This is a genomic window from Pseudomonas sp., assembly GCF_026224925.1.
Taxonomy (GTDB): Bacteria; Pseudomonadota; Gammaproteobacteria; order Pseudomonadales; family Pseudomonadaceae; genus Aquipseudomonas.
Map to the genome: position 1 here is coordinate 1 of NZ_JAMFRV010000171.1, position 13,280 is coordinate 13,280.

11 protein-coding genes are annotated in these 13,280 nt (G+C 56.2%); all 11 read right to left on the reverse strand.

Going from position 1 to position 13,280, the window contains the following annotated elements:
* The coding region (locus M0974_RS07260; RefSeq protein ID WP_297834660.1) for a glycosyltransferase family A protein at nucleotides 1–473 on the reverse strand (473 nt) is incomplete at its 3' end.
* Nucleotides 474–582: 109 nt separating this feature from the next.
* A complete protein-coding gene (locus M0974_RS07265) occupies nucleotides 583–2,196 on the reverse strand; it encodes a flagellar hook-associated protein 3 (protein WP_297834663.1) in 1,614 nt (537 codons plus the stop codon).
* 12 nt (nucleotides 2,197–2,208) lie between these two features.
* Entirely contained in the window at nucleotides 2,209–4,263 is a 2,055-nt protein-coding gene (gene flgK / locus M0974_RS07270; RefSeq protein ID WP_297834666.1) for a flagellar hook-associated protein FlgK, read from the reverse strand.
* A 10-nt stretch (nucleotides 4,264–4,273) separates the two neighbouring features.
* Nucleotides 4,274–5,656 (reverse strand): flagellar assembly peptidoglycan hydrolase FlgJ, encoded by a 1,383-nt coding sequence (gene flgJ, locus M0974_RS07275; RefSeq protein ID WP_297834668.1) that lies wholly within the window; start codon nucleotides 5,654–5,656, stop codon nucleotides 4,274–4,276.
* A 10-nt stretch (nucleotides 5,657–5,666) separates the two neighbouring features.
* Nucleotides 5,667–6,776, reverse strand: coding sequence for a flagellar basal body P-ring protein FlgI (locus tag M0974_RS07280; protein WP_297834671.1), 1,110 nt, complete (start codon nucleotides 6,774–6,776; stop codon nucleotides 5,667–5,669).
* A 13-nt stretch (nucleotides 6,777–6,789) separates the two neighbouring features.
* Complete coding sequence (flgH, locus tag M0974_RS07285; protein WP_297834673.1) at nucleotides 6,790–7,515, reverse strand: flagellar basal body L-ring protein FlgH; 726 nt, start codon at nucleotides 7,513–7,515, stop codon at nucleotides 6,790–6,792.
* A 92-nt stretch (nucleotides 7,516–7,607) separates the two neighbouring features.
* Nucleotides 7,608–8,396, reverse strand: a complete 789-nt coding sequence (gene flgG / locus M0974_RS07290) for a flagellar basal-body rod protein FlgG (protein ID WP_297834675.1) — start codon at nucleotides 8,394–8,396, stop codon at nucleotides 7,608–7,610.
* A gap of 46 nt (nucleotides 8,397–8,442) precedes the next feature.
* Nucleotides 8,443–9,180: a flagellar basal body rod protein FlgF gene (locus M0974_RS07295; protein ID WP_297834678.1), complete on the reverse strand. Its 738-nt coding sequence runs from the start codon at nucleotides 9,178–9,180 to the stop codon at nucleotides 8,443–8,445.
* A gap of 576 nt (nucleotides 9,181–9,756) precedes the next feature.
* Entirely contained in the window at nucleotides 9,757–11,568 is a 1,812-nt protein-coding gene (locus M0974_RS07300; RefSeq protein WP_297834681.1) for a flagellar hook protein FlgE, read from the reverse strand.
* A 216-nt stretch (nucleotides 11,569–11,784) separates the two neighbouring features.
* On the reverse strand, nucleotides 11,785–13,107 hold the full coding sequence (gene flgE, locus M0974_RS07305) for a flagellar hook protein FlgE (RefSeq protein ID WP_297834683.1): 1,323 nt from the start codon (nucleotides 13,105–13,107) through the stop codon (nucleotides 11,785–11,787).
* Nucleotides 13,108–13,135: 28 nt separating this feature from the next.
* The coding region (locus tag M0974_RS07310; RefSeq protein WP_297834685.1) for an FLgD tudor-like domain-containing protein at nucleotides 13,136–13,280 on the reverse strand (145 nt) is incomplete at its 5' end.

The following is a 13,280-nucleotide window of genomic DNA, read 5'->3' on the forward strand; positions in this document are numbered from 1 at the left end:
ATGATCCCGAGCATGTCCTCGCCCTTGAAAACGCTACTGCTGTAAGAGAGCGGTATGTTTTCAATGCGATCCGGTAGCTGACCATCATCGGCATCCCAGAAGTAACGCTGACCAAGGACCAGAGCGATATTGTCGTACGTGGTAAAACCATCCACTTGCGTCTCAATACACACCGGCAACAACTGGTCATCGTCACATAGAAACTTGATGAACTCGCCTTTGGCCTCTTCCAGGCATTTAAGCAAGTTAGCAACGAAGCCCAAGCGCTGCGGATTCTTGACGTAGCGAACTGGCACGTTGCTAAGACCCGCAAACGAGTCGACAACCACCTTAATCTCTTCAGTGCGGCAATCGTCGCAAATCACAATCTCGTAGTTCGTGTAGGTCTGGTTCAGCGCACTGTGCAGCGTTCGCTGAAAAAACCGTGGGTTGTAGGCAGGGATGACGATACTGACGAGGGGTAGTGGATTCACGGCGAGAGCTCACAAGCGGCGGGCGCTGCGCTCGACCAGCGAGCGCCCTGAACTAATAAAATAATAACGAACTGCGATGGCTGCAGGTCGCGGGGGTCGAACCCGGACTTTAGATCTTGTTGAACAGGCCCAATTGAGAAATTTTGCTGAACGCCAGCTGTGCAGCGGACAGCATGGTGGTCTGCAAGGTCAACTGGGTGTAGGACGCCACTGGGTCCGCATCTCGAATCGCGCTTTGGGCAATGGTATTGCCATTGGTCAAGGTGTCGTTGGTGGCGCTTTGGCTGATCAAAATAGCTTGCCGGGCACCAGAATTACTACCAGCGCTTGAGACCAGCGTTTCGGATTGAGTCAAGTTGCCCAGTGCGGAATCCATGGCAGTGCTCAACTTTTGCAACGCGACCGGATCACCGTCTGCTGGCGTATTCAGCGCAGTGATGGCCGCGCCCAAGGTGTTCAGAATATTCTGCGACTGATGCGTATTGGGTTGAACCGTAAACGTGTCCGTTGCCGCGGGGGAGCCGCTGAGATTAAAGGTAATCCCGGCCGCCGTGGCAGTAGTCGTAGTCACTGGTGGCGTAGCGGTGTTGGTCGTGACCACTGTGCTGCCGCTAGAAACCGGCTTGCTATTGGCTGTGATCGGTGAGGCATATAAATCAAAGGCCGTGGCGCTGGTGAACTTGAGGATTGCGCCGCCTGGCGGGAAGCTGCTGTTGTACGCGGTAGCGTTAGTTTCGGCAGAGCTGGTAATAACCGTGGTCGACGCGTTGCCTGCGCTACGCGAAGTCGCGAACGTATCGGGCGCGGCCGTCACCTGGAAACTGTGACCCGCCATAGCCGCATCTGCAGTAGCTGTAGTCGCGTTATCGGCCGCACTGAGGTTGGTGTTGAGGTTCAGCGTCAGGCCACGAAAACCGATGGTCTGGGTCGAAGCATTGGCCGAACTGAAGGTGCCGTTCTGGCCAGCTTCAGCGGTAACGTCAGTACCCGAGGCATCAGTGATTTTGTATTGCGTGCTGCTAAGGAAACTGACTGTGTACGGCTGACCGCTGCTGAACGAAGAGTTGAAGGTCGCACTGTTCGAGACTTGGCCACCAGACAACGTTATCCGCCCATCATCCACCGCGGGCGAGGTCATGCTGGTGGACGTACGCGTGGTGTTGACCGCCTGCTCGAACGCAGCCCAACCGGTGGTGTTGGTTGCAACAGTCAACCCGTTGCCAATCGGAACAGTGGTCGAAGTCTGGTCACCGTTATAGCTATAGGTGCCGTCCGCATTCTGTGAATACGGCGGCGTCGAAGACTTGGAGCCAGAAAAGAGGTACTGCCCGTTAGCGTCCTGGCTGTTCATCAGCGACAGCACCTGACCCTGAATTTGTGTCAATTCAGCAGCGTTTGCTTGGCGGTCTTTATCGGTATTGGTGCCGTTGGCGCCGCCGACGATCAATTCCTTGGCTCGCTGCATCGCGTTTGTAATAGCGGTCAGTGCCGACTCTGACTGGGTCATTGTCGCGGTGGCCGAAGTGATGTTGGCCGTGTACTGGTCTAGCATAGAGCTCTGTTGCCCGAGCTGCAGCAAACGTGCCGCGCCTGTAGGATCATCCGCTGCTGTATTGACCTTGGTCCCACTGCTGACTTCCTGGCCAGTGGTCAGCGTGTTGTTATAAATGCGCTGGTAGTTGGCCGCACTCGCGTCGAAAAACTGACTGGTAGAAATTCGCATGATTTACGACCCTTAGAGAGCGTTGATCAAAGTGGTAAACATGTCTTGTGCAGTTTTGATGATCTGCGACGAGGCGGTGTAGTACTGCTGATACTTGACCAGGTTGGCGGTTTCTTCGTCGAGGCTGACGCCGGAAACCGAATCCCGAGCGCTTTTGGCCTGGGTGACGATGGCGGTGGTCGCCGCACTGTCGCTCTTGGCCTGGGCCGCCTGGGCGCCGACCGTTTCTACCAATTTGCCGTATGCATCAGACATGCTCATGCCGGTGCCGGTACTGGTAACGCCAACCGTTTGTGTGGTTTGCAAGGCTACGGTCGCGGCAGAGTTACGGTTGTCCGAAGACCCTGCGGCCGCCATCGAGACGCTGTAACTATCGTTCTCGGTCGGCGTGCCGGAAATGGTCATCTGGAAGGTGAAAGACTTTTGCACCGGTGGCGTGGCGCCATCAGTGATCGCATTGCCGCTGGCATCGACCATCGGCACAGTCAGGTTCAACGTGTTGGCCTGCCCTGGAACAATCGAGCCAGTACCAATCGAGTTGCCCTTGGCGTCGAACATGGTGTAGCTCTGCGCGCCGGAGGTTGTAGCGCCGAACACCAATTTGACCGGGGTTGAGTTGGCTATGCCGGTACGCAGGTCTGCACTGCCGGCCGCATCGTAGATGTCCAATTGGGTAGTCAGCGTCGGCTGCTGCGAAATCGTGGTAGTGCCTTTGTTGCTGGAGCCGGCCGATGCAGACAACGGGGCCGCCGCCGCGAGGGCATTGGGATCGGTCATGGTGGTGGTTATGTTCGACGCAGCATTGCGCGTCGGTGTGACCTTGAAACTATCGCCCGCGCTGAAATTCCCACCGTTTTGTGCCAGAGAAAATCCGTCGATAACTGGCGGTGGCGTGGTGCCAAGGTCGTAGGAACCCATACTTGTGCCGTCCGGCAGACGTTGAACGCTGTATGCCGTGGCGCTAGTGAACGTGACCTGGTAATCGTTGGTGGTGATCTTGCTGGTGTCGGCAATGGTCACATCGAGGTTGCCCGAACCGGCGCTGTTACCCGCAGTGGCGATACTGCGCTGGCTGACCTGAGCAGCCGTGTTGATGCTGCTGAACAGGTTCGAACCGAAGGCACCGTTAAGGTCCACACCCTGGTTCAACTGGCTGTTGATCTTGTCGGAGACTGACAATGCAACACGACCCAGTTCGTTGACGGCGGGTGCCAATACGTCACTGCGATAGCGCAACAAGCCACCAATGCTGCCGCCGGTAATGACCGAGGTCACGTCCGACTTGCTTGATCCGTAGCTTAACGACAAGTTGAATTGGGTAGGGTCATTCGCGCTTGGAGCGGCAGACAATGTATTAACCGTGGTGCCACTGACCAACGTTTGTCCTGTACCAATGGTAATGTCGTAACTGCCATTGTTTTCGCTGACTTTGGCGCCCACTAACAAGTTGAGCTGACGCACCGCCTCGTTACGCGAGTCAAGCAGGGTGTTGGGAGTCGTGCCACCGGCCGAGGCTTGGGTAATCTGTTTGTTCAGGTTAGCGATCGAAGTCGACAACGTGTTGACCTGCCCGGCAAGCGTGGTCAGTTGCCCATTGATGTCGGTGTTTTGGCTGGTCAGTTGCGCTGAAATCGCGTTGAAACGACTGCTCAAGGCGTTGGCGGTCGTCAACAACTGCGAGCGGCTGCCCGCATCAGTTGCAGTGGTCGAAACTGCTTGCAACTGAGTGAAAAAGGTCTTCATTACACTCGCGATGCCGGTGCTGGCATCTGAAAGCAAGGTGTCGGTCGCACCCACTTGCCCAAGGAAGGCGGAGGTGTCGGAGTCGAGCGCAGTGCTGGTTTGCAATTGTGTGTCGAGGTAGCTGTTGTAGATGCGACGCACATCCATCAGCGTGGTACCGGTGCCGACGTAGCCGATCCCGATGTTCTGCTGTGCCGAAGCACCGGTAATAACCTGCTGACGCGAATACCCGACGGTATCGACGTTGGCCATGTTGTTACTGATGGTGTTTAGCGCTGCAGAACTTGCAGTCAGCCCCGAAAGCCCAATTGAAATCAGAGACATGGTTCAAGCCTTATAAAGTCGTGGAAGAGCCCGCTGCGGCGTAGTTTTGGTAACTCTTCATCTGCTTGGCGATTTGCGAAATCTTGCTGGCGTAGTCCGGGTCCGTGGCGTAACCGGCCTTTTGCAGCTCTTTCACAAACTGTTCAGGGTTATCGGCAGACTTCAGCACACCTTGATAGCGATTATTGTTCTGCAGCACAGTGACCAGGTCATGGAAACTGTCGGCGTAGGAATCGTAGGAACGGAAGTTCGCCGTCTCCTTGACCATCTGACCGTCACGAAACTCGCTGGTAATCGCTCGCGCTTCAGGCCCCTGCCAACCGCCCTGAGCCTTGATGCCGAACAGGTTATGGCTGTTGCTGCCGTCCTGCTGACGCATGATCGATTTGCCCCAACCGGTTTCCAGCGCAGCCTGTGCCACCAATACCGTTGGGTCGACGCCGATACGTGCTGCAGCGTCCTTGGCCAGCGGCAACATGGTCGCGACGAACGCATCCTGACTGGCGAAGGTTTTGTTGCCGGGCGCCAAGGGTATCTGGGCCATGGCCCGACCCAAAATTTGTATCGCGCCCCCGGAGGCCTTCAGCGACGGGTTTTGCGTCCAGTCGCCATTTCCAGCGAACGTGGCGCCATTACGAACGGCAGCCTGGGCGGTACCGGTAATGGCGCTGCTTGCACCCGCCTCGCTCGCGGCCTGACTGAGCGTGGCGCCGGTCGCCGGGACGATGTCTGCCAGTAAGCGGTCAGTGAGGGTGGTCGGCAATGACAAGCGTCGTGCGTTGAGCTTGGCGACGTCGTTGTGTACACCGCCGTTGATGGCAGCAGTGGCCGCAGCCAGTCGATGATCAGCAGCCACCGAACGCGACGCCCACAGTGGTCGCTGAGCGATTTGCAGGGCCAGACCGGTTTGCTTGATGACCGCGCCGTCGGTGTCCGAACTACTCGAATCAGCTGCCGTATCCGACGCCGGAGTGAGCAGGCTTGAGCGTTTCAAGTCAGTGTTCTTACCGGCCAACGCTGTCAGGTTGCCGGTGGTGCTCGCAGGGGCTGTTTCCGAGCCTTTGATTTTCGACAGTTGCCGCATCAATACGTCTTGCAGACCAATACCGCCGCCCTGCCGGGACATGGTCACCGCCAGTTGCTGGTCGTACATTTCCTGGTACTGACGCATTTCCGAGGTGTTCATCGGGTTGTCTTTTGCCAACACTTCGTTGGCAGAGCGCATGGACTTGAGCATCTGGCTGACGAACAGCGACTCGAATTCCTGGGCAACTTTTTTCAAGTTACCGGTACTGTCGCGATCGCCAGTTTTCAAGGAGTTCAGACGATTAAGGTCAGAGTACGCACCCGAATCGCTGGCACTTGGTGTTCCGCCGCTCTTAGGCATGTCCATGCGCAGCTCCTTAAATCACGATCAGGTCGGCTTGCAGCGCGCCGGCCTGTTTCAACGCTTCGAGGATTGCCATCAAGTCACCGGGTGCAGCACCGACCTGGTTAACCGCTCGCACGATTTCATCCAGCGTGGTGCCCGGACCGAACTTGAACATCGGGTGCAGCTCTTGCGCCGCATTAAGTCGAGAGCGCGGAACCACTGCCGTCTGGCCGCCGGACAAGGCACCTGGCTGGCTGACGATAGGGTCTTCGGTGATGGTCACCGTCAGACTCCCGTGGGTAACGGCCGCTGGCGAAACCCGAACGTTTTGGCCGATCACGATGGTACCGGTACGTGAATTTATAATGACTTTGGCCGATGCCTGGCCCGGATCGACGTCGAGGTTTTCCAGCATCGACAAATAGTCGACGCGCTGGCTAGGGTCCATCGGCGCTGTCACTCGTACCGAGCCACCATCAAGTGCCTGTGCAACGCCAGGGCCGAGCATGTCGTTGATCTTGTCGACCACGCGCTTGGCAGTGGTGAAGTCAGAGCGGTTAAGGTTGAACGTCAAGCTGTTGCCTTGGTTAAAACCACTCGGCACTGAACGCTCGACCGACGCACCACCGGGGATGCGACCGGAAGACGGTACGTTGACGGTGATCTTTGAACCGTCACGGCCTTCAGCATCGAAACCACCGACGACGAGATTGCCTTGGGCAATGGCGTACACGTTGCCATCGACACCTTTCAGCGGGGTCATCAACAGGCTACCGCCGCGCAGGCTTTTCGAGTTACCAATGGACGACACAGTAATGTCTACCATCTGGCCCGGCTTGGAGAACGCAGGCAGGTCGGCATACACAGCCACCGCCGCAACGTTTTTCAGCTGCACAGTGCCAGAACCGGTCGGTACCTTGATGCCAAACTGCGCCAGCATGTTATTGAAGGTTTGCAGGGTGAACGGTGTCTGCGTGGTCTGGTCGCCTGTACCGTTGAGGCCAACCACCAGACCGTAGCCGATCAATTGGTTAGTCCGCACGCCGGAAATACTGGCGATGTCCTTCAACCGTTCGGCCTGTACGCCGAGAGCGGTGGACGAGAGCAGTACCGCCACCATCAGCTGTTTGAACTTGATCATGTCTATCCCGCTATCAGAAAGGGAACAACGGGCTGAGGAAGAAACGATCGAACCACCCCGGCTGGCTGGAATCGGCAAACGAACCGGTTCCTGAATACGTGATACGTGCATCTGCAACGCGTGTGGACGACACGGTGTTGTCGGTGGCGATGTCATCGGCGCGGATCAAACCGGCAATGCGCACCAGCTCATCGCCGGTATTGAGGGTCATCCACTTTTCACCGCGTACTGCCAGAATGCCGTTGGGCAAGACTTCAGCAACGGTCACCGTGACCGAACCGGTCAGGCTGTTGCTCTGCGCTGCCTTACCGTCACCTTTGGTTGTACGCGCGCCGTTGTAGCCAACGTTGAGGCTCAGGTCGGCGCTGCCCACTGGGTTGGTAGTGCTCACACCCCCACCAAACAACGAGGTCAGGCCGATGCTGTTGCTGCTGTTTTTGGTGATGCCGTTACTGGCCGCTTTGCTGGCATCTGTCTTCTCGGACAACGTGATGGTGATGATGTCGCCAACACGGTAAGCCTTGCGGTCGTCGTACAGGTTTTGCTCAAAACCGGCCTGGTAGATCGAGCCGTTATTGGCGGCTGATGGCAGCGGCGTTCGCGGCAACACCGGCGCGTAGAAAGGGTCATTAGGCTTTGCAACAGGCGCAACACAGCCGGCCAGTAATGCGAGTCCGCAAAACGGGGCTACCAACAGAGCAATCAGTCGGGCAAGGCGCACAACAGGAAGCCGTTTCATGACACTTAAAACCTCGCGGTGTAGCAGGTACTTATCAGGTACCCCATCAAGTTGATCAGGTGACGTGACAGGCCGAACTGGCCCATCAGGGTTTACAGATTTTGCGTGACGTACTGCAGCATCTGGTCAGCGGTGGAGATCACTTTGGAGTTCATCTCGTAAGCGCGCTGAGTGGTGATCATGTTGACCATCTCCTCGACGGTGCTGACGTTCGATGCTTCCAGGGTGTTCTGCTGGGTGGTGCCGTAGCCGTTCAAGCCAGGCGTACCAACTTGTGGCGCGCCGCTGGATGCGGTTTCCAGGAACAGGTTGCTACCTTCTGCTTGCAGACCGGCCGGGTTGATGAAGTCAGCAACCTGCAGGTTGCCGATGATCTGTGACGTCGCAGTGGCGCCCGCCAGAGTCACGGACACCGTGCCGTCTTGGCCGACGGTAAAGGTCTGGGCTTGCTGGGGCACGACAATTGCCGGCTCCAGGGCGTAACCGTTGGCCGTTACGATCTGGCCATTGGTGTCCAGGTGGAACGTACCGTCACGGGTATAAGCAGTGGTGCCGTCAGGCTGGCGAATCTGGAAAAAGCCGCGACCATTGATAGCCAAGTCGAGGGGCTGATCAGTGGTTTGCAAGCTACCAGCGGTGAAGTTCTTTTGCGTACCGACAATGCGCACACCGGTACCCAATTGCAGACCAGAAGGCAGCTCGCTGTCTTGGGTCGATTGAGCACCTGGCTGCCGCTTGATCTGATAGAGCAAGTCTTGAAATTCAGCACGGTCACGTTTGAAACCGGTGGTGGATACGTTTGCCAGGTTGTTGGAAATGGTCGTCAGGTTAATGTCCTGAGCGGCGAGACCGGTTTTGCTGACGTAGAGTGCCGGAAGCATTATTTCTCTCCTCGAGCGCCTGGTATTCGGCGCAAGCTATCAATGGTTAGCTCTGCAAGACTCGCGCCACCGATTCATCGTTGGTTTCGGCGGTTTTCATCATCTTGATGTGCAATTCGAATTGGCGAGACAGCGCCAGCACCTGGGTCATTTCTTCGACCGAATTGACGTTGCTCGCGTGCAGGAACCCGGACTCGACCTGGACGTCAGCATCCGCAGCCGCAGGCTTGCCGTCCTTGGTGTGCAGCAGGCCATCAGGGCCTTTTTCCAGGTTGCTCAGGGCCGGCTTAACCAGCTTGATACGGTCAATTTGCGCCATCACTTTTGGGCCTTCGCCCATCGAGCGAATGCTGATGGTTCCGTCAGCTCCGATTTCGATCTGCTCTTGAGGCGGAACGGCAATCGGCCCGCCGTTGCCCAAGACCGGCAAACCATTGCCAGTGCGCAACACACCGAGCGCGTCAATGTTCAAGCTGGCGGTGCTGGTATAGGCTTCACCACCGTCGGCGGTTTGCACAGCAATCCAGCCACCGCCTTTAACGGCAACGTCTAAATCACGGCCGGTTTCCATCATCGGGCCGTCAGAGAGATCGGTGCCCGGACGCTCGCTCATGGCGTACGCTCGCGAAGGCATGACGTCTCCATACACCGGCATGGAGCGTGCCTGTTCGAGGTCACGCTGGAATCCTGTGGTGCTGATGTTCGCGAGGTTGTTGGCGTGCGCCTTCTGCGCTATCGCGTTTTCCGATGCACCGCTCATGGCGACGTATAGCAACTTGTCCACAGTCTTCCTCCTCTGCCAGACGCTTGCCGCCTGTAGCTGTTCTAATCATGTTTAAGCAATATTCGATCCAACTTGTCGAGACTGATACAAAGCGTTGATTCATTAGCGTAAACGGAGGGGGGCTAGTGGTGAGGGAGTGGGGATTGAGGGAAGGCGGCGGCGGACTGCCACATTTGGCTCAGGCTTGAAAAAACCGCGCCAAAAAAACCTCATTTGTCAGGATGAAGGCCCTGCGGTTCCGCTGATTTACAAGCCAGAACCGCAGGGCCTTCATTAACAGACATACACCGCGCTACTATCACCACACTCCACCAAGGCTTTTTATGTCCTTCCATATCCGAATGATCCTCGCGCTTCTCGTCACCCTGCTAATCGGGTCCGGCGCAGCTTTGGCTCAAAGCGCGCAGTGGTATACATGGCAAGGCGCTACCCGGACGGTATGTGCGCAAAATAGCCCTGGCCCCGGATGGATACGCCTGCGGGGCCCTTATAAAAAATCCGACTGCAGCCTCTGACCTCAATCAGCACCCAGTAAAAAGCCCCGACGCATCGAGGCTTATGCATCGCGCACCTGGTTTAAAGGGCTTGTATTAACGTCTGCATCAACGTCGCCTCTGTCGAGAGTGCCTTAGAACTCGCCTGATAGGCGGTTTGCGCCTGTATCAACGCCACCAGCTCCTCGGTCAGCTTGACGTTCGAGCCCTCCAAAGACCCCGAGACAATACCGCCCAGCCCTCCCACTCTGGGTGCATCCATGTTGGCGATTCCAGACGCGCCGGTTTCTCTCCAGCGGGTGTTGTTATCCGGAGCCAACCCTTGCTCATTGGCAAACGTGGCGAGCATCAACTGGCCGATACTTTTGTTTTCTCCATTGCTGAAACCTGCCCGAATGATGCCATCGACACCGATGCTGACGACTTCGAGCTTCCCCGCGGCATGGCCGTCCTGCTGTACTGACGTACGATCGGTGGTGGCGTTATATTGGGTCAGCTTGCTCATATCGATAACCGTACCGGCTACGCTGCCCCGGGCACCATTGGAGACCCATTTCTCGGTATTTTTTCCCGCATCAACCGCCGTGGACGGGGTCCAACCGGTCAAGGTCAGGCTATTGTTTTCCAGACTCAATCCTTCCCCACCGGCAATGGATTGAATACTGCCATCAGAATTGAACCTAACGCTTGCAGAAGCGGGTTGGCTGGAATTGGGCGTCGTCGGGTTTCGGCCATTGACCAAAACGTGCATCTTCCAGCTGTTGGTGTCGTCCTTGACGAAGTATTGAGTCATCTCGTGCTGATTACCCAAACTGTCAAAAAGAGGTGTGGAGAACGGCTTGCTGAAGGTGGCGATGTTGCTTGGATCAAACACCGGAACCAGCCTGTTCATCACGGCATCACCCTCATCGATACCGTTGACGCCACCTTCGCTTAACGACAGCACAATCGGACCACCGTTGGCGGCAGAACTGGCGCTCCAAACGCCACCGACCTGCTGACTGGGTTTCCACCCAGCCAACGAGAACTCAGTGCCAGAGGTCTTCTTGATCACCTCACGATCGCTAACCAGTGAAATGCTGCCATCCGGCCGCTTGGTAATCGTCGCCACCAGCGGCGAAGTGGTCGTGTTATCGATGGGGTGACGACCATCGATCAAGGTGTACATCGTCCAGTGGCTGTCGTCGGTCTTAACAAAATATTGCTTGAGTTCATGGTCCGCTGGAGGGATTGCAGGTTTGGCCGCGACCCTTATGGTTTCTCGACCTTGAGCGTCCGTGCTTTTTACCTCTACGACCGCCGCCGAGCCTCCATCCCTGATAGTTCTAGTGAGCACTTTCGTATAGGTATCTGGGTGAGTGGGATTAAATCCCGGTAGTGCGGCGAGCGAAGGCAGCGACGCATCAAGATTAATAGTTTGAGCCACTTTGGTGGTCACTTTGGACGCCATATTACTGGTGTCGATTTTCAAATTCGTACGCACGCCGTTGACCACCACCCCCTTGTCATTAACGCCATACCCCTGCAACCGGCTGCCTTCGTTATCAACAATATAGTCACTGGCATCTTTTACAAAAGCCCCGGCACGAGTGTAACTAAGTGCGCCGTTATCGCTGACCACAAAAAAACCTTTGCCTTGTATACGCAGGTCCAGCGTCCGTTGAGAACTTGAGCCCACCTCCCCTTGGCTAAAATTTTGCGAAACGTTCGCCAGCCGCGCACCGGCACCCACTGCGTTGTGACCGCTGCCCAGCATGGAGCTTGAGTACAGCGCAGCAAATTCCGCTCGGGATGATTTGAATCCATGAGTACCGACGTTAGCAATATTATTGCTGGCCACTTCAAGTCTTTTATGGGCAGCGTGCAACCCGCTCAAGGCTGTATTAAATGACATGAATACTCCTATACCACAGGGCGTGGTGTTTTCGTAAATGCATGAGTGTCGCGGGCGAATATCGCCGCGTTATTTATTCTCGCATTAACGAAAGTAGGAATTTTCTAGAACTATTGTAGTGTCTTTCTTAAACTTATTACTTGAAACTACTTATTACACAGGCGTAAAAAAGCCCCTTCGAAAAGAGGCTTTTAAAATACTACCGCAACCCGATTTTTAGCTAACCATCTGAATAGTGGTTTGCATAATAGTGCTTTGAGTCGAGATGGTTTTAGCATTCGCCTGATAGTTGCTTTGCTCACGAATCAGATCGACCAGCTCACTGGTCAAATCCACGTTGGAGTCTTCCAGCGCGTCGCCGACGATTGAGCCCAAGGTGCCCGATTGAGGAGTACCTGTTACCGGTACGCCCGACGCATAAGATTCTTTCCAGCTACTGCCACCCACCGGGATCAAACCCTGCACGTTGGCAAAGTTGGTGATCGACACTTGGCCAATGGTCTTCGATTGACCGTTGGTGTACGTGGCGAACAAGTTACCGGTGCCATCCACCGACAACCCGGCCAGTTGACCCGTCGCGTAGCCGTCTTGAGTTTTGGTGATGACGCCACTGACCGAGTTGGTCTGGGTGGTGGCCAACATGTCGAGCTGGATGCCACCCACTTTGGCATTCGCGCCGTTGCTCGCCCACACGCCAGTAGTACCCACCTGCGCAGCGGGTATCCAACCGGTTAATTCGAAGGTACCGTCTGCGTTGACCGACACAGCACCCGTGCTGGTGGACGCCGTCTTGTCCAATGAGCCATCGGAGTTGAACGTCAGCTTGGTTTCGTCCGCTACCACTGGCGTGGTACCTGGGTTGGCCGCGTTACGACCGTCAACCAAGGTGTACATGGACCAGCTGTTGGTCCCGGTCTTGACGAAATACTGATCCAGAGAGTGCTGGTTACCCTGACTGTCATAGATCGGTGTGCTGGTCGGCGTAGTGTAGCTGGCGGTGTTCGCAGGATCGAACGGGGTTACCGTTGGAACGGTGGCAGTAGAGTTCAGGTTTGACGCGACGGTAATAGTGCCCGTCGGCTTGGGCGACAGGTTAGACGAATCGATCTTCAGGTTGGTCAGCACGCCAGTCACGACGTTGCCGTTAGTATCAACGCTGTAACCCTGCAAATTGTTGCCGCTGCTGTCGACGACATTGCCGTCTTTGTCCGGGTAGAACGCACCGTTACGGGTGTACAGCTTCTCACCGTTGTTGCTGACCATGAAAAAACCATTGCCCTGGATCGCCAGGTCAAGGCTGCGGCCGGTGCCGGTGGTCAAGTTACCTTGGGTAAACTGCTGCGACACAGCCGCAACCGCTACACCACTGCCGACGTTGGTCGAACCGGACGTACCGCGAATCGAAGCTGCGTACTGGTCCTGAAACTCGGTACGGGACGATTTGAAACCGGTGGTAGCGACGTTGGCAATGTTGTTGCCGGTAACGTCGAGCGATTTGTTTGCGGCATAGAGCCCACTGAGACCGATGTTGAATGACATGTTTCGCTCCTTCGCCGTCTAGTCGGCTCTATATACCGATCGTTTGAACTTTGGACAGGCCGACAGTACTGCCGCCCGCTAAATTGAGAGTCATTTCTGCACCCGACACGCCCATGGTCACGCTGTTGACGGTGGCCGGCAGATAGGTGGCTAACGAGGTACCAGTGCCATTG

Coding starts and splice junctions, on each gene's coding strand:
- M0974_RS07280 (WP_297834671.1), bottom strand. CDS start 6,776: ATGATCAAGTTCAAACAGCTGATGGTGGCGGTACTGCTCTCGTCCACC.
- M0974_RS07265 (WP_297834663.1), bottom strand. CDS start 2,196: ATGCGAATTTCTACCAGTCAGTTTTTCGACGCGAGTGCGGCCAACTAC.
- M0974_RS07300 (WP_297834681.1), bottom strand. CDS start 11,568: ATGTCATTTAATACAGCCTTGAGCGGGTTGCACGCTGCCCATAAAAGA.
- flgK (WP_297834666.1), bottom strand. CDS start 4,263: ATGTCTCTGATTTCAATTGGGCTTTCGGGGCTGACTGCAAGTTCTGCA.
- flgG (WP_297834675.1), bottom strand. CDS start 8,396: ATGCTTCCGGCACTCTACGTCAGCAAAACCGGTCTCGCCGCTCAGGAC.
- flgE (WP_297834683.1), bottom strand. CDS start 13,107: ATGTCATTCAACATCGGTCTCAGTGGGCTCTATGCCGCAAACAAATCG.
- flgJ (WP_297834668.1), bottom strand. CDS start 5,656: ATGGACATGCCTAAGAGCGGCGGAACACCAAGTGCCAGCGATTCGGGT.
- flgH (WP_297834673.1), bottom strand. CDS start 7,515: ATGAAACGGCTTCCTGTTGTGCGCCTTGCCCGACTGATTGCTCTGTTG.